The organism is Lysinibacillus sp. FSL K6-0057 (assembly GCF_038630885.1).
Lineage (GTDB): Bacteria > Bacillota > Bacilli > Bacillales_A > Planococcaceae > Lysinibacillus > Lysinibacillus fusiformis_F.
In genome coordinates, this window is record NZ_CP152047.1 from 4571719 (window position 1) to 4592511 (window position 20793).

Sequence of the window (20793 nt, forward strand, 5' to 3'; positions counted from 1 at the left end):
AAACTTCATAATTAGCAAGTATAATGTATGCCACTATACAATTATTAGTACGAAAAAAAGACGAGAAGGTTTCAAGGATGTCTCTCGTCATTTTCCTGTTGAAATGTTAATCTAGCAAGTCAAACTAATCATCCACTAAACTTCTTCAGTCCAACCATCCTGTTGTTTCACTTTACCAGCTTTCATTAATGTTCCTAAGGCACGTTTAAATGCCCCTTTACTCATATTAAACATTTCTTGAACCTCTTCAGGAGATGATTTATCACCAAATGGCATTTTACCACCCACATCCTGTATATAATTCAATATTTGTTGCGCATCATTTGAAAGACGCTCATGTTTTCTTGGTAAAAGAGAGCCATTCATCGAACCATCGTCTTTTACATCGATAATACGAACAACTACATCTTGTCCTAATCGAGGCTCTACATTTCGCTCAGATTCATGCACGAAAATACGGTAAGGAACTTCTACACCTAGTAAAAATGTGCCAATCGGTAACAAACGATATGGACGTGCTTGGATGTTTTTATTGTGCATATCTTCAAATGCACCTTCATATAGCTCCGAAATTTTTTCCTCTGTTGCTAAGCGACCAAATAAATCACCGTTACGATCTGTGCGTAATGTCATAAATAAATGATCGCCTGGTTCTGGCCACACCTCTTTTAATGCAGGTAAATCCTCTGCCTTTACTAATACTTCACGAGATGTACCAATATCCACAAAAGCACCTTCACGTTCCACTACTTTCAAGACGCGTGCCCAGCCGTATTCACCTTGTGTAAAAGCTGGAATAGCTGTTGTTGCAGCTAAATCACCACGACGGTCTGCAAATAAAAATACTTCAAGGCGGTCACCTACTGTTAGTGGCTCTGTTACCTCTGAAGCATTTAAAGGTAGTTCTTCAACTCCATTTGTTAAAATCCATTTCGATGCTTGTTGCTCTAATACCGTTAATGTAACGACTTCACCTGATTTTAATGCGTTCATATTGTCTCCCTTTCCTTCACACCATCATTTTAAAGATTGTGCTGTGTCTTAGATGCCTCTAATTTTTTCACGATGTCTGGATTTTCTTCCATTACTTGCACAAGATCTGCAATACGATCGATTGAATTCCAACTTAAATGATGTTCAATTCCCTCCACATCATCATAAATACGTTCTTCATCCACACCAATCATTCGTAAAAACTGCTCGAGCAATTCATGACGCTGCACAAGACGCTTTCCGAGCTTCTCGCCCTTAGGCGTCAATGTCAGTCCACGGTATTTTTCATAAACTAAATAACCATCTTTATCTAATTTTTGAACCATTTTTGTAACAGAAGAAGGAAGAACAGATAATGCTTCAGCAATGTCAGACACTCGCGCATATCCTTTGTTGGCAATTAATAAATATATCTGTTCGATATGGTCCTCCATACTAGGTGTTGGCATATCCTTTTCCCTCTCTTTCCTTTTCTTACTCTCTAGTTTACTACAAGCTTGGCTTAAAAGTTAACTGAAAATACATAGCCTAGAAAAACACTTCCTTTACAACTTAAATAGAGCCTCTTCTATTAAGAAGTAGGCTCTACTTTGTGTCGAGGATACTTATTTACCACATGTAACGCATGAATAATCTCTTTGTTAATGCGCTCAATGTTTCCAGGAGTATTCATTTCTTTAAATGCCTCATCTCTAGCTTCCATAGATGTAACATACTTACTTGGCAATGCATTTAGTGTAAGTGCCACCGTGTCGAATTCACAGATTTCGCATTTACAAAATGTTTGATATTCTGGTCCTCGTAGTAAAAAGCTTACTAAACCACGCACAATTTCTTCTGTAACATTTACTAAAATAGGATCTGACATATTCAAACTTTCGCCTCATTTATATTTAATTGTTACATTACTCCTGAAACTATAATAGCCTTAAAAAAAGTCTTTTTCAAGAATCACAAGTAGCATCTATTCGCATAAAATCCATCATGGCAAAGCAAGATTAATTTCCTACCTTTTCAGATCGTTCTACACCTTACTTACTACTTTTTTGCTCTAATTAGTCTTAATGAATTAAACACAACTAATAGTGTTGCACCCATATCCGCAAAAATTGCTATCCATAATGTTAACCATCCTGGTATGACAAGCAGCAATGCAATTAACTTTAAGACTAGGGCAAATATAATATTCTCTTTAATGATACGTAATGTTCTTCTGCTCAAGCCAATAGTGTAAGGAAGCTTTGTTAAATCATCACCCATTAAGGCAATATCTGCCGTCTCAAGAGCTGCATCTGTTCCTGCTCCACCCATGGCAATTCCTACGTTAGCAGTGGCTAATGCTGGTGCATCGTTTACACCATCTCCAACCATCGCTACAGCACCAAATTGTGCACGTAAATCCTTAATCGCCATTAATTTTTCTTCTGGTAATAAACCAGCGCGCACATCTGTCATCTTTAATGAAGTAGCAATAGCTTGCGCAGTAGGCTCTGCATCACCTGTTAACATCACCATATGTTTTACTTTTAAGGCATGTAATTTTTTCAATACGTCCTTGCTTTCATGACGTAATTGATCAGCAATTGCAATCAGTCCAATAAGTTGATTATTCGAAACAGCTGCTACTACTGTTTTACCCTGTTCTTGCAGATTCTTAACCTGACTTTCTATATTTTTATCTACAGAAGTTAATGTAGTAGCCCATTTCATGCTACCTACATAAATAATCTGATTATCAACGGTAGCATAGGCACCTTTGCCTGTTACTGACTGGAAATCTGTTGGCACTAGCTCAGGTAAGTTTTTATCGTGCAGTCTATTTAAAATAGCTTTGGCTAAAGGGTGCTGTGACTGTTTTTCTACCGCTGACACTAGTTGCAACACATAGTCTTCTGACCAATTCTCAGCTGTTACGATATCTGTTACTGCAGGCTGCCCTTTCGTTAATGTACCTGTTTTATCAAAGGCAACAGCTTCAATGTGTCCTAACTGCTCTAAATGAACACCACCTTTAATCAGTACACCCTGCCTTGCTGCATTACCAATTGCTGTAACAATGGCAACTGGTGTAGAGACAACAAGCGCACAAGGACATCCTACCACTAAAACAGCTAGACCTTGGTAAATCCAATGCTGCCAATCGCCTACTAGTAAAGGTGGAATAACAGCTACTAAAAAAGCAATGATCATAATGGCTGGTGTGTAATATTTTGCAAAGCGATCTACAAATTGCTGAGAGGGTGCTTTTTCTGCTTGTGCCTCTTCCACTAGATGAATTATTTTAGCAATGGTAGTGTCTTCTACTCGCTTTGTCACACGTACTTCAAGAGCACCCTCTTCGTTTAACGTCCCAGCAAATACTTCATCATTTACAGTTTTATTAACGGGAATCGACTCACCTGTAATAGCTGCCTGATTAACCGCAGACAATCCACTAATGACAATGCCATCCATCGCAATCTTTTGCCCAGGCTTTACAATCAAAATATCTCCTATTTCAATGTCTTCAGTAGGTAGCTCAAGCTCATGGAAGTGTTCACCGTGGGCTCTTTTGATAAGCGCTGTTGGCGGTGCTATATCCATTAATTGACGAATAGATTGACGTGCTTTATCCATTGAATACGCTTCAAGTGCCTCACTTACAGCAAATAAAAATACGACCACTGCCGCTTCTTCCCATTCACCGATAATAGCAGCTCCTATAATGGCGATTGTCATAAGCGTCTTCATATCAAATTCAAAACGAGCCAGGTTTCGGAAGCCAATTTTAAAAATACCTACTCCACCCACAAGGATAGCTATAATGAACATGGCAATCGGTAGCGGGTTCGATTCCCCACGCATATCAACAAATAGATAGCCTAGAATGACAAAAAGCAATGATATTCCTGCTAGAACATTTTCCTTTTTACGGTAAAAAGGTGTAGTGTTTTCAAGTGCTTTTGCTGCTGATTTCGTAACCTTAATGCCATCAAAGGCACCCGCTTCTTCAATTTGGTCTACACTAATAGCACCGATTACTGTAATTTTAGAAGCACCAAAATTGACTTGTGCATCCTGTACTTCTGGGATAGCCTTCACATTTTTCTCAAACTTTGCAGCACAACTAGCACAGGATAAATTTTGTAGTCTGTATTCTTGTTTAATTGGCGTCGCTGCCATTCGCAATCCCCTCTTTCGCATGTTCGTAGGCAATTGTTACAATTTGATATACATGCTCATCCGCTAAAGAGTAATACATTTGCTTACCTTTACGGTGTGATCTTGCTAAATTATTATCTTTTAAATATCGTAAATGATGTGATGCTGTAGCAACTGAAGAACCAATAATAGTCGCAACATCACAAACACATAGTTCATCTTCCACCGTTAAAGCATAGGCAATTTTAAGTCTAGTTTCATCGGATAACGCCTTTAAAAATTTGGCTACACCTGATAAATCGGGCATTTGTTGTTGCACCTTTGTGACCGCTTCTTCATGTACATGCGTCACCTCACATATTTCTTTTGGCATTTTCTCACCTCATTCAAATATTCGTTTGATTGTATTCAATGTAACATATTATTCCATCATATTCAAACGTATATTTGAATGTTAGGATGTATATCCTTAAATAAAAAAAGTTAGCGTACTGAATTATGTACGCCAACCTTTTATTACTTCGCTTTTAATTGTAATGTTTTCCCTTTTATCTCTTCCTGTTTGATAAATGTTTGATGGTAATCACCATTTGCCCAATCCAATACCTGATCTTGATACCAATCAGACTTTACGTGCCCACTTTGACCAGGACCAACAATATGATAGGCTGAGCTTAAATCACCTACATCCACCACAAAACGCCAAGATGCACCGTGATCTACATTACCAGCTAAATCATTATCTGCTGCTTGTACGGTAACTTTCGATCCACCAATTGGAACCTTTTTAGCGTTAAAATAGGCTGCAAGAATAGGTGATGCACTTCCTAATGTATGATCAAAAGTAAGCTGATGGTAATCACCCCATTGCCATTTTGAGGCATTTTTACCGAATTGATCTTCTAATTGTGCAATTGTTAGTTCAAATGCCTTGTATACTGTTTCATCAATGCCACCCTGCTCCTCAATCCAAATACTTTTCTCTCCAGCATATGCCGTACGTAAGAGCTGGTCTGTAATATTAAACTTCCCATACATAATGCCATACATATCTTCAGGCATTTGATCTTTAAACAAAACTTCCTGTAACTTAATCATTAATGTATGGAACACAAGTGGTGCACCTGATTCCTTTGCGTCCACCATATCCCAATTCTCTAGCATGGCAATAATTTCGGCGTACTTCCCATCCTGATCTTTCTCTTTTATCGACGTTAATAAATCAGGCAGAAATTCTCTTGCATAAAGATTGTGCTGATCCATTTGCAAAGCCATCATATCTTCTACTGTAATCGCATCATTTGCCTCTAGCACTTCTTTAATTCTCTCGAAACGATAAGGTTGTGCCCAGAAATCAGTTATGTGATAAGGATAGTCCTCTCCTATTACTTGGTTATTCGCCGTGGCAATAAAACCTTCTTTTGGATTTACTAGAGTCGGTAATTCATCCCATGGGATAAAGCCCTCCCAACCATAGTCACTCGAATCGCCTGGAACTGGTAATTGACCTTCACCTTGCTTACGAATTGGTATTTGACCATTGGCTTTATAGGCAATCGTACCGTCCTTTGATGCAAAAACAAAATTTTGTGCTGGTGCCTTAAAGTCTTCTAATGCTTTTTCAAAGTCATCCCAAGTTTTTGCCTTATTAAAACCAAGCACTGCTCTCAGTTCAGCGGTAGGTTGTAGTGCTGTCCATTGCATCGAAAATTGTGCTGTTGGCTCCGTATCTTTGAAAGCCAAATCTGTCATTATAGGGCCATGACGTGTAACAACGACTTCAAAATCTACTGTTTCCCCATCCTTCACTTTAATCGACTCATCCCGCACCTCTGCTTGCTCCCACTGACCATCGTATCGGAATTGTGTTGGATTATCCGGATTGGGTATTTCAATATATAAATCCTGTACATCCGGACCCACATTTGTCACACCCCAAGCAATTTCATCATTATGACCTAAAATAATACCTGGAATCCCTGCAAAGATAACGCCACTAACGTTTTGTTGTGGTGATTGCAGATGCATTTGATACCAAATAGAAGGGGTACTTAATCCTAAATGTGGGTCATCTGCTAAAATAGGCATTCCTGATTTCGTTTTATCACCAGAAACAACCCAGTTATTACTCCCGTTAAATTCGTTTGGTAGCATTTCCGCACTGAATTGCCCAGCCACAGCAACAGGGTTTTGGATATTGGCCTCGATAATCGACGAAGCGTTTTCTGGATATTTAATAAATAATTCTTTTGCCTTTTCTTCATCAAAATTCTGTAATGCCCAATGACGAAAAGCTAATGTATTCCAATTTCCACCCAAATCATAGGCCATATATTTACCAATTGTTAAGGAATCAACAACTGTCCACTCCTCTGGCTCATAGCCTAACAAAGCGAATTCGTAACTTAGTGTATTGTTTTCCTTTGCCTGTGCAATAAAAGCATTTACCCCTTCAGCATACCTTTCAAGTACTTGCTTACTTTCTTCATCATAGGCAGCTAATGATTTCTCCGCCGCATCTCGTAAGCTAAATGTACGGAAGTGTTTGTCTGTATTAATGGTTGCTTCTCCAATAATTTCAGATAATCGACCACTTGCCTGTCTTCGCGCCAAGTCCATTTGAAAAAGTCTATCCTGCGCTTGGACATAACCTTGCGCACGATACAAATCGGCATCTGTCTTGGCCAAAATATGCGGAACCCCTTTTTCATCTCTCGTCACTGTCACATCCTGATCCAGAATTGTAACAGCCAACTCACCATCAATCACTGGCTTGGATTTATTCATAAACCATGTAAACCCAATAAAAGCCACGATAGCCAAAGCAGCTATTACACCAGCAATGACAATGAGCCACTTTTTCCATTTAAACTTTCTCTTTCCCATTGAATTACCCCCTCTTTGCACTATATTCCCTTACTACCTTCCCAAACCCGTTTTGTCACGCAAATTTTTTAGCGAAATTTCTTATTTTATGTATATAAAATTGTCTTTAAATACAAAATTTTATATTTATTCGCTATTAGAATAGTATAAACAATAGGAATTATGAAGGCTACTGAGTAATGTTAAAAATTCGTATGTTCATATAGATATTACGATTCTATAAGGGCGAGTTTTCTTGCAATCTAATTAATTTTGTCCCTCTTTGGAGCGGGATCTTGCTTGGTTGGAGCGCTTCTTCCTCATTTTGGAGAGGGGGCTCGCTTGATTGGAAAGCTTCTTCCTTTCTTTTGAGCGGGGGCTCGCTTGGTTGGAGCGCTTCTTCCTCTCTTTGGAGCGGGAGCTCGCTTGATTGGAGCGCTTCTTCCTCTCTTTGGAGCGGGGGCTCGCTTAGTTGGAGCGCTTCTTCCTTTCTTTTGAGCGGATTCTCTCTTGATTGGAGCGCTTCTTCCTCTCTTTGGAGCGGATTCTCTCTTGGTTGGAGCGCTTCTTCCTCTCTTTGGAGCGGGAGCTCGCTTAGTTGGAGCGCTTCTTCCTCTCTTTGGAGCGGACACTCTCTTGATTGGAGCGCTTCTTCCTCTCTTTGGAGCGGATTCTCTCTTGGTTGGAGCGCTTCTTCCTTTCTTTTGAGAGAATTCTCACTTAGTTGGAGCGCTTCTTCCTCTCTTTGGAGCGGGGGCTCACTTGATTGGAGCGCTTCTTCCTCTCTTTTGAGCGAATTCTCCCGTGGTTGGAGCGCTTCTCCCTCACTTTAGAGCGGACTCTCTCTTGGTTGGAGCGCTTCTTCCTTTCTTTGGAGCGGATTCTCTCGTGGTTGGAGCGCTTCTTCCTCACTTTGGAGCGGGGGCTCTCGTGGTTGGAGCGCTTCTTCCTTTCTTTGGAGCGGATTCTCACTTAGAATGAGCGTTTCGACATCTATTTGATACGGTTCCCTCACACATGGAGCTACCTACTCTGTGTTGCAAAAACCCCAATTTCAAAAGTCACCCTTATTAATTTTCAAAAACAAAAAATCGTATTTTCATTTAGAAAATACGATTTCAGTACTAGCCTTGTAATTGCAATTCAATCGGACAATGATCACTGCCCATGATGTGTGGGTGAATTGTTGCGCTTTCAATTTGATCCTTCAATTGACTTGATACAACAAAGTAATCAATACGCCACCCGATATTGCGTTCACGCACTTTATTCATATAGGACCACCATGTGTAGTGGTCCGTTTCCTCGGGATGCTTGTATCTAAAAGAATCTACAAATCCGCTTTCCAATAACGCCGAGAATTTCGCTCGCTCTTCGTATGTAAAGCCTGAATTTCCAATATTCGATTTTGCATTTTTTAAATCAATTTCCATGTGGGCAACATTTAGATCACCACAATAAACCACAGGCTTCTGGCTATTTAGCTCTTGTAGATAGCTAGCTAAACGATCCTCCCACTGTAAACGTAGTGGTAATCTCGCTAAATCACGCTGTGCATTTGGTGTATAAACATTCACTAAATAGAAATTCTTATATTCGAGTGTTATGATTCTGCCTTCATCCTGAGAATCTTCATCGCCCACTCCATACTTAACAGACAACGGTGTGTGCTTAGTGAAGATGGCCGTTCCTGAATACCCCTTTTTCTGGGCATAATTCCAATACTGCTCATAACCTTCGAGGGACAGCTCTACTTGTCCAGCTTGACATTTTGTTTCTTGGATACAAAAGAAATCAGCATCTATTTGATGAAAGAACGCTAAAAAACCTTTACCCAGACATGCTCGTATTCCATTGACATTCCATGATATAAATTTCATTTTATCCACACTCCTAAAAAAACGCCCCTCGGCTTATGCGAAGGGCATCCTATTATAGATCGTCACCAACAATTTTGACTTCCGTCTCTAATTCAATGCCAAATTTTTCTTTCACTACACGTTGAACCATTTGGATTGTCTCAATATAGTCTGAAGCTGTAGCATTTCCTTTGTTGACAATAAACCCTGCATGCTTGGTAGAGACTTCTGCATCACCAACACCTTTGCCTTGTAAACCACTATCTTGAATAAGTTTTCCTGCAAAATAACCTGGTGGGCGTTTAAAAACACTTCCAGCAGACGGATATTCTAAAGGCTGTTTCGATTCGCGTTGGAAGGTTAAATCAGCAATCTTCGCATCAATTTCCTCCTGCACGCCTACTGCTAATTGAAAATCAGAGGACAACACATAATAACCTTTTTTGGCAATAATGCTTTGACGGTATCCAAGCTCAAGCTCTTCTTTACCTAATGTTAAAATGTCTCCTTCTCTTGTTAACACCTTTGATGAAACAATAATATCTTTAATCTCGCCGCCATAAGCACCTGCGTTCATAGCCATTGCGCCACCAATTGACCCTGGAATACCACATGCAAATTCAAAACCAGTTAAAGAAGCTTGCGCTGATAGTTTTGATGCATCTTTGATCAGTGCACCACTTTGTGCATAAACATGCTCACCATTAATCCGAATCTCATTTAAGCGTGAAAATGTTACAACGATTCCTCTATGACCGCCATCTCGAACAACCATATTAGAGCCGTTACCTAACATTAATAAAGGAATATTATTTATATATGCATAGCGAATAACGGATGCTGCCTCTTCTTCTGTTTCAGGAAGAACAAAAACATCTGCTTTGCCACCTAATTTTGTCATTGTGTATTGCTGTAATGATTCATCTAACTTAATATTGGCAGGATTAATACTTTTTGCTAAATCCATCGCCCATTGTTCTTTTGTCATGAGAGCTAATTCCTTTCTAACGTCCTTCTTACTCTACACCAGTATGGATTTAGAACCCCAATTTGACAAGTAAAATGAAGGGTATTTTTATCTCATATTATAAGACAGGTAAGACCTGTGCAGAGATGATGAATATTATAAAGAAAATTGACAGTCATTCCAAGTGTCGTTTTTAGCACACTATTAAGTTGAATTACCTAGTAAAATAATCCATTCACCTTAGAGCCAGCTACTTGCCCATGTTTCAATATTGCGGATAGCACCTTCAAGTGCTCGACCTTTATCTGTTAATGAATACTCAACACGCACTGGCACTTCAGAATATACTTTACGTTCAACAAGCCCCTCTTTTTCAAGCTCCTTTAAACGTTCTGATAATAAACGTCCACTGACAGGTAATGCAGATTCGATTTCATTAAAGCGCTGTGGTCCATCTAGTAATTGATATAATATTAACCCCGTCCATCGTTTTCCGATTAAATCCATTGCTTTAGCTAAACGAGGACACAAAGTTGTCTCATTCATAATTTTTCACCTCTATGTAACTATTGTAACGATTATTGCAGTAAATGTAAATTTGAAGTAACTTATTTACGTAAAATAATCTATTAACTTTTATATATTTAATTACAAAAAGTAACTTTAAATTTCAATTATGGACCTAACTATCAAAGAAACAAAAAAATGTCTTAGCCTAAACGGTATCACAATAAAATGCACATATTTCCAATAATATGCCTATTTCATTTTAAATATGTTTTGTTTCATGTTCACAGATTACACTTTTATAGAGGGAAATACTTCCACAATTATGAAAAACTCATTGAATATGCAATTTGTTTACTTTATCATTCGTTGTAGAATGCTGTTTAGGGGGTTTTCAAATGAAAAAATTTACTATTGATTTCAGTCATTCAACGATCGGCTTTTCTGTACGACATATGATGATTTCTCGTATTCACGGTACATTTGAATCGTACAGCGGTGAAATAGTTGCAGCCAATATCGAACAAATGAAGGATGCAAACATTTCGATTACCATTATAGTGGCTAGTGTCTCCACCAAGAATCATGATCGTGATGTCCACCTTGTGTCTCCTGACTTTTTTGATGCAGACGTCTATCCAAAAATAGTATTTACCTCTACATATATTGATAAACTAGATGATAAAAATTTTGCGATTCATGGTGATTTAACCATCAAAAACATAACAAGGCCTATCGTATTTACAACAGTATATACAGGAAAAGGTGTGAATCCATGGGCACAAGAAGTTTTTGGCTTCCAAGCCAAAGCACAAATTAATCGCCGTGATTTTAATTTAGTCTATAATACGATTTTAGAATCAGGTGGTGTATTAATTAGCGACGAAATAGACGTACTAGTAGATCTTGAATTAAATCCTCTTTAAGTGTAGTTTCTATCTCAAAGGAAGGGGGGAATTTATTTGTTTTGGTTTGATAATCAATTTTTATTTGGTTCCGCTTTTATTACCATCATCTTCTTTATTGTTTTTGGCAGCATAGCCTTTATAATTGTGAACGGCATTATCACATGGTCTAAAAATAACCGTTCCCCAATTTTAACTGTACCCACTAAGGTTGTGACTAAGCGTACGAATATACGTGGGGGATCTAATAATACTGGGGCATCTACGTCCTATTATGTTACGTTTGAAGAACTAAACGGAGAGCGGCATGAACTAAAGATGAATGGCTACGATTATGGTCAGCTTGTAGAAGGTGATTTCGGCATTTTAACCTATCAAGGTACACGGTATCATTCATTCAACAGACATAAAAAGGAGAGTATTGATTGAATCGTACTCTCCTTTCATATACCTTTATTTAATTAAATATTTAGCAAAACCAGCTTCTGTATCTTCTAAATATTCAATGCCACTACCTGCTGGAATGAACTTTTGCGCATCTTTCGCAGATAAGTAAATAACCTTTGTATTGGCTGGGAACGGTACAAATGACCAGTTATTATCCGCAGCAGGGTTAATTGTTTTATTCGTCATAATATAATCAACAACAGCTTGACGATTTTCATAAGCATAGTTAGTTATATTTGAGCCATCTGCATTTTTAAATGTCGCACCATATGATCCACCAACTCGGTAATTGTTTGTGATGATGATGAATTCTTGTTTTAAATCGATCGGTTTACCATTATACTGTACATTCTTAATACGATTTGCCTTTTCATCAGTAAGATTACCACGTCGGTCATATTTTGCTGGCGATGTGACATCAATTTGATATGTTAAGCCATCTAACACATCAAAATTATAAGAACGCGCTTCTGCATCAATAATATTTTGCTCTTCTGTTTTAGTCGGATCAATCGTTGCAAAAATACCTGCAGCCATCTCTAGCCATTCAATTGCTTGAGCACCTGTTACTTTAATTGTTGCAACAGTATTGTCGTAATGATAAATGTCCGCCATATTTTTGATGGCAAGTGGTCCCACAGGAATATTTGTATAATCTAATGGGTTATTACGAGAGCCTGCTTTGAAAGGTGCGCCAGCTGAAAGAATTGGTGTCTTTTCATCAGCAGTGCCCTTTAACTCTTGTTCGATAAACCATTTTTGAGCTTGTGTTACGATTTGAATAGATGGATCATCTTGCACCATTGAAAAATAACTGTGGATTGGAGCAGTTGTTTCTCCAACAGGCTGACGGATATACGTTAATGTGCCATCATGTGCCTCTTTAATAGCCTCTAAAACTGTTGTGGATGGTTGTAAACCTTCTTGCTTGATGGATTGCAATGAACCTTTACCATCTACCACTACCCACTCTGATCCTTGCTGTTCCAGTTTTAAATCAATTACACCAAGATGACTACCATAGCTACCTGCCATAACAGTAGGCACACCATGAATTGTACCCTTTTCTTGATCGACATCTTTCAAATCCTTATAGTCACCAGGGAATGTTAAATGAGAGTGCCCTGTAATTAAAGCATCAATGCCTTCGATTTCTGCTAGTTGGTAACCAACATTTTCAGCACCCTTCACATAAGTATCTTCACCGATACCTGAATGTGACAGAACGACAATCACGTCTGCTCCAGCCTTCTGCATTTCTGGTACTACCTCTTTCACTGCTTCGACTGGCTCTTGCATTTCAACTTTACCTGCTAAATGAATGGCATCCCATTCAACAATTTTTGTTGGTACAATCCCTGTTACACCAACTTTAAGTGTATGCTTTTTACCAGTGCTATCGACCACTTCTTTATCAAGAATAACATAAGGTGTAAACATACGTTCTTTTGTCTTTGCATCATAAGTATTAGCATTTACGACTGGATACTTTGCATCGTTTAAAACTTCACCTAAAAAGTCTAGACCATAGTTAAATTCATGGTTTCCTAAAGTTCCACCATCATATTTTAATGCGTTAAGTGCTGCAATAGCTGGATGAACTTCACCAGGCTTCAATACACTTTCTAATGCTTTATAAGAGCCAAGTGGTGTACCTTGAATTAAATCTCCATTATCGAATAGTAATGTGTTTGGATTTTTAGCGCGTGCTTGCTCAATTAATGTCGCTGTATTAGCCAAACCAACCTCAGATGATGGAGCATCTAAATAGTAATTGTAATTAGCTAAATTGGTATGAATATCTGTTGTTCCTAAAATTTGAAGATCTACTGATACACCAGTTGAAGGTGCTTTGTATTCTGCTACAAAGCGTTCCACAATACTCTCCATTTGTTCCTGTGTCACATAGTCACGAGGGCGAATAGTATTATCCTCAAATGCTTGCAAAATATTTGCTGCAACAGCATTCGCTAAATCTTGTTTATATGCCTCTGCAATTTGATCTGCATCCTTAAATTGCTCTAAAACAGTTAGAGAAGCGTTTTCACTAACTAGTCCACGAGCAGAGATTACAAATGCTTGTTGACGTGTTAATTTATCAGCTGGACCAAATGTAGTTGCTGTTTTACCTTTAATAAGTTTTAATTGAACAGCTTTTTCTACATAAGGTGCTAAATCCTTAGAGACATCGGTAAAGGCAAGAGAAGAGCCATCACCTATCTCTACATCTAAGCTTTCTACTAATTCTTTTACATAGTCTGCGCGTGTTACATCATTAGAAGCAGCCTCAGCAGAAACTCCAAATGGTATAAACGCGAAAAGGACTAGTAACATCGCCAAGAAATTAGTTATTAATTTCTTATTCATACAACAACCTCCTTAATAATCTAGTATTTTCCTACAAATCCTATTATATTAAAACCATTCTAATTTTTACTGAATAAATAGTCCTAATTATATGTATTTTTAAAAGAATGGATAATCACTTTCACTCTAAATCATAAATTGTTATCATTTTTTAATTCTCTATCTAATAGGATGTTAGTAAATGTAAATTCTAAATAATTAGTTAATGTCAATATGTCCGACCTCCATACCACACCATACATCTGTTGACAAAATAAAAAAAGTCCTCCCAAAATTGAGAGGACTTTTATTAAAAAATATTTTTTATGCATTCACAGTTTGAAGTGATTGAGCTACTTTTTTCACTTCTTCTAGGCCATTTGCAATAATTTCTTGTGCTTTATCTGGTGAAGCATTGTGACCTTCAATAATCACTTCTTCGATAATTTCCATACCGAATACGCCACCTACTACGTTTTTAATATAGTTTACTGACATTTCCATTGGTTGAGCTTCTGGTGATGAATAGTAGCCACCACGAGCATTTAAAATAATCGCTTTTTTGTCAGTCATTAAGCTAATTAATTGACCATTTTCACCATATTTGAATGTGAATCCTGCTTGGTATACGTAGTCAATAAATGTTTGTAGAGGGGCTGGAATTGTTAAGTTCCATAGTGGGAATGCAAATACAACTAAATCAGCTGCAGTTAATGCATCCATTGTTTTTTGTTTAGCAGCTAATAGACGTGATTCGATGTCTGTTAACTCTCCACCATTTTGTACTTTACCAAATGCATTGAAAAGGTCTTGTCCAAAATAAGGCATATCTTCTGCGAATACGTCAAAAGTTGTCACGTTGACACCTTGTACATTTTCCATGAAAGTATCATACATTTTTGTTGAAATACCGTCTGGACGGTTGTTCGCTTTTACTACTAAAACGTTCATTATATAAAATCTCCCTTAAATTTCAGAATCTAATATCTCGAATTCAAGATATGTGTTTATCTTAAAAAATTTCATCTAAAATGTCAATGTTACTTACCTCAGACTTTTGACTGAAATATTATGTTAAAATCCTTTCGTCTACCAAACAAGAGGAGTTTAAAGCTTTACTCCTCTCTAGTAAACTAAAATTTACAGTTATCGTCTGTGCAAATACCCGCATCACCTGAACCAGCCATCTTTAGCGTTGGTTGTAGGCCCTCTTCCTCAGCAACTTTACGCAGTGTATCTTCAAATACCTCCTGTGGTTGCGCACCTGAAATACCATACTTACGGTTTAAGACAAAGAACGGTACTCCTCGAACACCAAGCTGTAGACCTTCTTGAATATCCGATTCTACTTCGTTTTTATAAACATCCTCTGCAAGAACCTTTGCAACCTCATCACGCTGTAGCCCGACTTGTTCAGCTATCTCTAATAAAACATCGTCTTGGCCGATACGCTTTCCTTCAATAAAATGACTGTGTAAAAGTGACTCTACAAGTGCTGTAACATCTCCCTGTTGTTCAGCCCATTTTACAAGACGGTGTGCTTTTAACGTATTCTCTTCCATCAAATTGCTAAAGTCGTAGTTTAAGCCTACTTCTTTTGCACGTTCTGTTACACCCATTGTCATTTCCTTTGCCTTCTCTAATGACATTCCGTATTTCTTTGCCAATGATTCATAGACAGTACTATGCGAATCTACTGGAGTCGTTGGATCTAGTTGGTAGCTTTTATAGACAAGCTCTACCTGCCCCGCATAGCCAGTATCCTCAATCGCTTTCTCTAATTGTTTTTTTCCAATATAACAAAATGGGCATACATAGTCAGACCAAATTTCAATTTTCATTACTTGCTCACTCCTTTTGCTACATTGTAGCGATAGTTGAAATCACAAGGCAATTTTAATGCCTCACTGCATAATTTTTCAAGTTCTTCTACATACTGAACATAAAAACTATGTGAGGTTTCTATATGACACAATCTCTTTGGCTTGCTACAACTGAGTCAGTTTCGTTATCTTCCCTTACTTCCTCAACAACATGCGATGTATGTATAATCGGTGGTGGCTTAACGGGTTTATATACCGCCTATACTTTAGCAAAAGCAGGTGTGGATGTAGTTCTTCTTGAAGCAAATACCCATTTTGGTCATGGTACGACAGGGCATTCAACAGGAAAATTAACAGCCCAGCATAGCATTGTCTATGCAAATCTTTTAGAAAAACTATCTGTAGAAGAGGCACAGCTTTATTATCAACTCAATCAACAAGCCATTGATAAAGCTAGACAATTACTTCCACCAGACAGCGTTCGATCGGTGGATTCACTATTATACTGTCAAACAAAAGAAGGCTATGCACAATTATTAAAAGAATGGAATGCCTACAAGGTTTTAAATATTAAGTCTAACCTTACCTCTGACACGGAGCTACCATTCCCTATTACAAAAGCATTATGTATGTCACAACAAGCCCAAATAAATCCTGTTGAAGTAAGTAATTTTCTTGCTAAAGAGGCACAGAAGATGGGAGCAAAACTTTATACAAATACGCGTGTTCAGCAATTAAACATACCACAAAATAACTTACATACCGAAAAAAATATGTCGGTTCAATATAATAAGCTTATTTTGTGTTCACATTATCCCATTGAAGCATTTAAAGGACTCAAACTTTTTAAATTATCCAATAGTCGCTCCTATATGGTTGCCAGTAAAACCTCAGAGACCATGCAAGGTCAATATCTATCAGTTGATTTTCCTTCTCGTTCGATACGGACTGCTACAATTAATCAGGAAAATTATTTAGTATTGGGAGGGGCGAATCACATCGCTGGGGAAACCGTTCATACCGAGCCTTATTATGAGGCCATTTCCAATGAAATGAAGGAGCATTTTGAACAACAGCCACTTTATCGCTGGTCAGCCCAGGATATAGAAACACCGGATATTGTCCCTTATGTTGGAAGGATTACAAACTCCTTACCTAACGTACTCATTGCCACTGGCTATCGTAAATGGGGAATCTCCAATTCCTTTGTCGCTGGTGATATCTTATCCTCTCTTTTAACTGGCGCAAAGATTGAGGATGGTGCCCTAGCTCTCTATTCACCATCCCGTACAAAATTCGGTGCCCAATTCATGCAAATGCTAAAAGTAGGAGGCTTTGTGGCAAAGGAATATATAGCGGGTTATATGAAGAATGCCTCAGCTCCAACCTGTACTCATTTAGGCTGTAAAACGAAATGGAATGAAGCTGATGAAACATGGGATTGTCCTTGTCATGGTTCCCGCTTTAATGCTAAGGGTGAGGTGCTTGAAGGCCCTGCCGTACAACCATTAAAACTCGACTAAAAAAGAGGCTGTCTTAATAGACAACCTCTTTCCTATTCTTATTTTAGAGCTTCCGTTAATACTGGTACAATTTGTTTCTTACGAGAAACAACTCCTGGTAATACAACACGGTTGTTGATAAGCTCAGCACCGAATCCTTTTGCTGCCGCTTCTGCTAATTGCCCAATTGCAACTGCAGTTGAATCATTATTTAAAATATCAGTCACAACGAAGAAGAATAGATCTAAGCCGTTTTCTGCAACATTTTTATTTAGTAAGATTTCTAACTCTTCTTGGCGATTAAGCACATCATTCATATCAACTGCATTCACTTGAGCTACAACAGATTTGTACTCACCGAATTGGAACTCTTTTGCATCTAACGATAATAAATCTTCTAATGATTTATCAGATAGATCAGCACCTGCTTTTAGCATTGCTAAGCCATACTCTGCAGTATCCACACCAGCAATTTTTGCTAGCTCCTCGCCAGCTTTTACATCTTGCTCTGTGCAAGTTGGCGATTTGAAAAGTAGTGTATCGGAAACAATCGCTGATAACATTAAGCCAGCAATATTGGCTGGTATCGCTACTCCATTTTCCTTGAAGATTTTGTTTAGAATTGTAGCTGTACAACCTACTGGCTCAGCACGATAGTATAATGGATCTGCTGTTTGGAAGTTTGCAATACGGTGATGGTCAATTACCTCTGTAATTTGTACTTCTTCAATACCGTCAGCTGATTGTTGGAATTCATTGTGGTCAACAAGGATTACCTGGTCCGCTTCTCCTACAACAGAAGAAATTAAACGAGGCGCTTCAAAGCCAAATTTATCTAATGCAAACTGAGTTTCATTATTAACATCTCCAAGACGTACTGCCTCAGCTTGTTCACCCATTTGCTGTTTTAAATAGGCATATACAATAGCAGACGTGATTGTGTCTGTATCTGGGTTTTTATGTCCAAAAACTAATACTTTACTCATTGAATCAATTCCTCCTAAAATGGCACTTACATTTATATTTTATTTTATCATACCTTATAGCCTGACAAGTGATAAAGTGAAACTTTGGAACAATTTCGCCTTAGTGTAAATGCCACTGATGCCCGCTTTCAGTATAAAATACATTGCTTAATCAACACAGAACATTTCTGTCTAAATTTTAATATATAAAAATAATGAAAGCCCTCCAAATACATACTTTTCAAATAAGATATATACATTATAACTACCTTGTGTTGCTATGTATACTTTTAATAGGTCTAATTACTTCTGTAAAATTCTCTATTTTTACCAACCTATTTTTAACATTCAATAGTAAAAATGCATCTTTTTTTTAAAACATTTAGATTATATAGATATTTAGTTGGGTTTTCATATTTAAGTCATCATAATTTTATGCTATCATCAGATAGTCTATATTTTTGGATATTCAGGAAATGGGGATTACGATGACAAAGAAGATAGAAAAAAAGTACATTCCTTTAGCGAACTATTTTGATGTAGCTTTACAACAAGAAATTACTTTATCCTTTAGCGAATTAGAAAACATTATGGGACAAGCATTACCGAACACCGCCTACTTAAATAAAAGCTGGTGGAAAAAAACTAAGCCCCCACTCTCACATTATTTATCATGGACAAATGCAGGTTATTATGTCATTGATGTTAAACTAGGTACTAGTGTATCTTTCTCACGTACTCAAATGAAGTCTACTGAAAGCAACACTTCAAACAATGAGGAGCATTCATCTGCATACATAATTCGAGGGATTGAAGCGTCCGATGCTAGATCATTCATTCATTTGCAAGAGGAGATATTTCAAGAAACCGACTTCATGTATAATATCCAAAATGAGCTAGATCTCACTGTCCAACAACTTCGTAAAAATTTAACCTATTGGAAGCATCTAAAAAACCGTACAATACTACTATGTGTATTAAATGGGATTTTTGCAGGTTATGCAGTTATTCATGGATATAAACAGTCGAAAGCTAGACACGTTGCCTCTGTTCGCTTAGCTGTGAAAGAAGAGCATCAACAAAAAGGCATTGGCACTGCACTGATGAAGGCTGTTGAAAGTTGGTCTAAACAACGTGATATTTCTCGTTTAGAGTTATCTGTTATGGAGCATAACCATGTAGCTTTACATCTCTTTACAAAGCTAGGATTTCATCAAGAAGGCATTCGACAAAATGCGATTAAATTAAATGATACTTATGTGAACGAATATAGCTTGAGTAAAATTCTATAATTCACTTTTCCTAGATGTCTAAATACTATTTGGACATCTTTTTATATTGACAAAAATACGCATAGACATGTGTGTTATTACACACTACCTATGCGTTGTTACATTAAAAAACCTGCTTTTCTCTAATAGCATCTAAGAATAGTACATTACTCTCTACTTGCTCGTACGATTGCTGATATTTTTCATAGCGCCCTTTGTCCAGACTCATCATTTCCTCTATCAAGGCATGCAAAAAAGAAATCAAGACTGGCGCAATTTCTAGTGAAGAATGATTTTTGGTGCCAAGGGTAAATAATGCATTGGCATATTCTCGAATAGGCGAAAATGCGGAACCTGTAATCCCAATAATTTTCACTTTCTTTACCTTTGCAATTTCAACAATCGTTTTAATATCCATTATCTGTTTATCAAAAGATAGCACAATTAAAGTTGTATGTTCGCTCATGCTATTTATTTGGTTCACTAGATCCTCCGAGTCTAAACGAAGCTGCTTAATATTAGAACGAAGTGTTTTCAATGTATTAGATAGCCAATTTGTAACAGATGCATTGTGACGAGTACCTAGAATATAGATATTATCTGCTTCATGCATCCATTTTGAGCTTTTTTGAATTTGCTGATCGTTAATCAATTGAATGGTTTCTTGAATATTTTGGCTATCCCGTTGCATTACCTTACCAAAGCTAGAATTAGTTAGCTTCTTAGCAGTATAGGCAGGCTGTAGATTTGCCCCCACATCTTGAGACATAATATAGCCTCTAATTTCCTCTTGCAGTTCTACATACCCTGATAAATCCATAGCATAACAAAAACGAATCACTGTTGATTCACTTACATTAGCCAATCTGCCAACCTCTGCTGCTCCATTAGCAATAACTGTAGTGGGATTATCCATTACAAATTGTGCTACTTTACGCTGGCCTTTTGACAACCTTACAAATCTTTTTTTTATATCCTCATGAATACTCATTCCTAACAACCTTTCTTTCAATGACCTTATCACGAATGGGAGATTGTTTCCTACTGACTCAAAATTCGATTAAAAATACAGTATCACGATTACAATTTGAATACAATGACTTTTCTGAAAAATCTTCATCGCATTAACCTGCTAATAAAACAATTTGATTTAAGCTTTAACCATTTTATGTTGATTTGTCATTTTAACAAAAAAATCTGTA

The 20793-nt window shown here is 37.5% G+C and carries 18 protein-coding genes; 4 read left to right on the forward strand and 14 right to left on the reverse strand.

The window, feature by feature from the left end:
* Positions 1-135: 135 nt before the first annotated feature.
* From MHB40_RS22850 to MHB40_RS22890, 9 genes are all read right to left on the reverse strand, one after another.
* Positions 136-993 (reverse strand): S1-like domain-containing RNA-binding protein, encoded by an 858-nt coding sequence (locus tag MHB40_RS22850; RefSeq protein WP_342441810.1) that lies wholly within the window; start codon positions 991-993, stop codon positions 136-138.
* 29 nt (positions 994-1022) lie between these two features.
* A complete protein-coding gene (mntR, locus tag MHB40_RS22855) occupies positions 1023-1442 on the reverse strand; it encodes a transcriptional regulator MntR (RefSeq protein ID WP_036119205.1) in 420 nt (139 codons plus the stop codon).
* A 122-nt stretch (positions 1443-1564) separates the two neighbouring features.
* Positions 1565-1867 (reverse strand): late competence development ComFB family protein, encoded by a 303-nt coding sequence (locus MHB40_RS22860; RefSeq protein ID WP_016992717.1) that lies wholly within the window; start codon positions 1865-1867, stop codon positions 1565-1567.
* Between the two features lie 164 nt (positions 1868-2031).
* Entirely contained in the window at positions 2032-4155 is a 2124-nt protein-coding gene (locus tag MHB40_RS22865; protein ID WP_342533497.1) for a heavy metal translocating P-type ATPase, read from the reverse strand.
* Positions 4136-4507, reverse strand: coding sequence for a metalloregulator ArsR/SmtB family transcription factor (locus tag MHB40_RS22870; protein WP_342533498.1), 372 nt, complete (start codon positions 4505-4507; stop codon positions 4136-4138). Before MHB40_RS22870 ends, MHB40_RS22865 begins: the two co-directional genes overlap by 20 nt.
* A gap of 143 nt (positions 4508-4650) precedes the next feature.
* Positions 4651-7020, reverse strand: coding sequence for a penicillin acylase family protein (locus tag MHB40_RS22875; RefSeq protein WP_342533499.1), 2370 nt, complete (start codon positions 7018-7020; stop codon positions 4651-4653).
* Positions 7021-8123: 1103 nt separating this feature from the next.
* Entirely contained in the window at positions 8124-8879 is a 756-nt protein-coding gene (locus MHB40_RS22880) for an exodeoxyribonuclease III (RefSeq protein WP_342441815.1), read from the reverse strand.
* 52 nt (positions 8880-8931) lie between these two features.
* Positions 8932-9846 (reverse strand): UDP-N-acetylmuramate dehydrogenase, encoded by a 915-nt coding sequence (murB, locus tag MHB40_RS22885; RefSeq protein WP_342441816.1) that lies wholly within the window; start codon positions 9844-9846, stop codon positions 8932-8934.
* Positions 9847-10065: 219 nt separating this feature from the next.
* Positions 10066-10371: a helix-turn-helix domain-containing protein gene (locus tag MHB40_RS22890; protein WP_036119224.1), complete on the reverse strand. Its 306-nt coding sequence runs from the start codon at positions 10369-10371 to the stop codon at positions 10066-10068.
* Positions 10372-10730: 359 nt separating this feature from the next.
* Here MHB40_RS22890 and MHB40_RS22895 point away from each other — a divergent pair, with 359 nt between their 5' ends.
* Both MHB40_RS22895 and MHB40_RS22900 read left to right on the forward strand, forming a co-directional pair.
* Entirely contained in the window at positions 10731-11258 is a 528-nt protein-coding gene (locus tag MHB40_RS22895) for a YceI family protein (RefSeq protein WP_342441817.1), read from the forward strand.
* Between the two features lie 36 nt (positions 11259-11294).
* Positions 11295-11666, forward strand: coding sequence for a DUF2500 domain-containing protein (locus MHB40_RS22900; RefSeq protein ID WP_342441818.1), 372 nt, complete (start codon positions 11295-11297; stop codon positions 11664-11666).
* A 24-nt stretch (positions 11667-11690) separates the two neighbouring features.
* On the opposite strand, the gene MHB40_RS22905 is transcribed toward MHB40_RS22900, so the two are convergent.
* From MHB40_RS22905 to MHB40_RS22915, 3 genes are all read right to left on the reverse strand, one after another.
* Positions 11691-14051: a bifunctional 2',3'-cyclic-nucleotide 2'-phosphodiesterase/3'-nucleotidase gene (locus MHB40_RS22905; protein ID WP_342533501.1), complete on the reverse strand. Its 2361-nt coding sequence runs from the start codon at positions 14049-14051 to the stop codon at positions 11691-11693.
* A gap of 303 nt (positions 14052-14354) precedes the next feature.
* Entirely contained in the window at positions 14355-14981 is a 627-nt protein-coding gene (locus MHB40_RS22910) for an FMN-dependent NADH-azoreductase (RefSeq protein ID WP_342533502.1), read from the reverse strand.
* 182 nt (positions 14982-15163) lie between these two features.
* A complete protein-coding gene (locus MHB40_RS22915; protein WP_342533503.1) occupies positions 15164-15871 on the reverse strand; it encodes a DsbA family oxidoreductase in 708 nt (235 codons plus the stop codon).
* A 125-nt stretch (positions 15872-15996) separates the two neighbouring features.
* Between MHB40_RS22915 and MHB40_RS22920 the strand changes: the two genes are divergently transcribed.
* Positions 15997-17376 carry an FAD-dependent oxidoreductase gene (locus MHB40_RS22920; protein WP_342533504.1) on the forward strand — a complete coding sequence of 460 codons (1380 nt, stop codon included), beginning with the start codon at positions 15997-15999 and terminating at the stop codon, positions 17374-17376.
* 38 nt (positions 17377-17414) lie between these two features.
* Here MHB40_RS22920 and MHB40_RS22925 read toward each other — a convergent pair whose 3' ends face one another.
* The gene (locus tag MHB40_RS22925; protein WP_342533505.1) at positions 17415-18341 is read right to left on the reverse strand and encodes a manganese-dependent inorganic pyrophosphatase; all 927 of its coding nucleotides are present in this window, start codon (positions 18339-18341) and stop codon (positions 17415-17417) included.
* Between the two features lie 467 nt (positions 18342-18808).
* On the opposite strand from MHB40_RS22925, the gene MHB40_RS22930 reads away from it, so the two are divergent.
* Positions 18809-19612, forward strand: a complete 804-nt coding sequence (locus tag MHB40_RS22930) for a GNAT family N-acetyltransferase (RefSeq protein ID WP_342533506.1) — start codon at positions 18809-18811, stop codon at positions 19610-19612.
* Between the two features lie 103 nt (positions 19613-19715).
* Here MHB40_RS22930 and MHB40_RS22935 read toward each other — a convergent pair whose 3' ends face one another.
* A complete protein-coding gene (locus MHB40_RS22935) occupies positions 19716-20582 on the reverse strand; it encodes a MurR/RpiR family transcriptional regulator (protein WP_342533507.1) in 867 nt (288 codons plus the stop codon).
* Positions 20583-20793: the final 211 nt, after the last annotated feature.

Coding starts and splice junctions, on each gene's coding strand:
- MHB40_RS22870 (WP_342533498.1), bottom strand. CDS start 4,507: ATGCCAAAAGAAATATGTGAGGTGACGCATGTACATGAAGAAGCGGTC.
- murB (WP_342441816.1), bottom strand. CDS start 9,846: ATGACAAAAGAACAATGGGCGATGGATTTAGCAAAAAGTATTAATCCT.
- MHB40_RS22875 (WP_342533499.1), bottom strand. CDS start 7,020: ATGGGAAAGAGAAAGTTTAAATGGAAAAAGTGGCTCATTGTCATTGCT.
- MHB40_RS22895 (WP_342441817.1), top strand. CDS start 10,731: ATGAAAAAATTTACTATTGATTTCAGTCATTCAACGATCGGCTTTTCT.
- MHB40_RS22915 (WP_342533503.1), bottom strand. CDS start 15,871: ATGAAAATTGAAATTTGGTCTGACTATGTATGCCCATTTTGTTATATT.
- MHB40_RS22850 (WP_342441810.1), bottom strand. CDS start 993: ATGAACGCATTAAAATCAGGTGAAGTCGTTACATTAACGGTATTAGAG.
- MHB40_RS22930 (WP_342533506.1), top strand. CDS start 18,809: ATGACAAAGAAGATAGAAAAAAAGTACATTCCTTTAGCGAACTATTTT.
- MHB40_RS22880 (WP_342441815.1), bottom strand. CDS start 8,879: ATGAAATTTATATCATGGAATGTCAATGGAATACGAGCATGTCTGGGT.
- MHB40_RS22910 (WP_342533502.1), bottom strand. CDS start 14,981: ATGAACGTTTTAGTAGTAAAAGCGAACAACCGTCCAGACGGTATTTCA.
- mntR (WP_036119205.1), bottom strand. CDS start 1,442: ATGCCAACACCTAGTATGGAGGACCATATCGAACAGATATATTTATTA.
- MHB40_RS22925 (WP_342533505.1), bottom strand. CDS start 18,341: ATGAGTAAAGTATTAGTTTTTGGACATAAAAACCCAGATACAGACACA.
- MHB40_RS22905 (WP_342533501.1), bottom strand. CDS start 14,051: ATGAATAAGAAATTAATAACTAATTTCTTGGCGATGTTACTAGTCCTT.
- MHB40_RS22890 (WP_036119224.1), bottom strand. CDS start 10,371: ATGAATGAGACAACTTTGTGTCCTCGTTTAGCTAAAGCAATGGATTTA.
- MHB40_RS22935 (WP_342533507.1), bottom strand. CDS start 20,582: ATGAGTATTCATGAGGATATAAAAAAAAGATTTGTAAGGTTGTCAAAA.
- MHB40_RS22865 (WP_342533497.1), bottom strand. CDS start 4,155: ATGGCAGCGACGCCAATTAAACAAGAATACAGACTACAAAATTTATCC.
- MHB40_RS22920 (WP_342533504.1), top strand. CDS start 15,997: ATGACACAATCTCTTTGGCTTGCTACAACTGAGTCAGTTTCGTTATCT.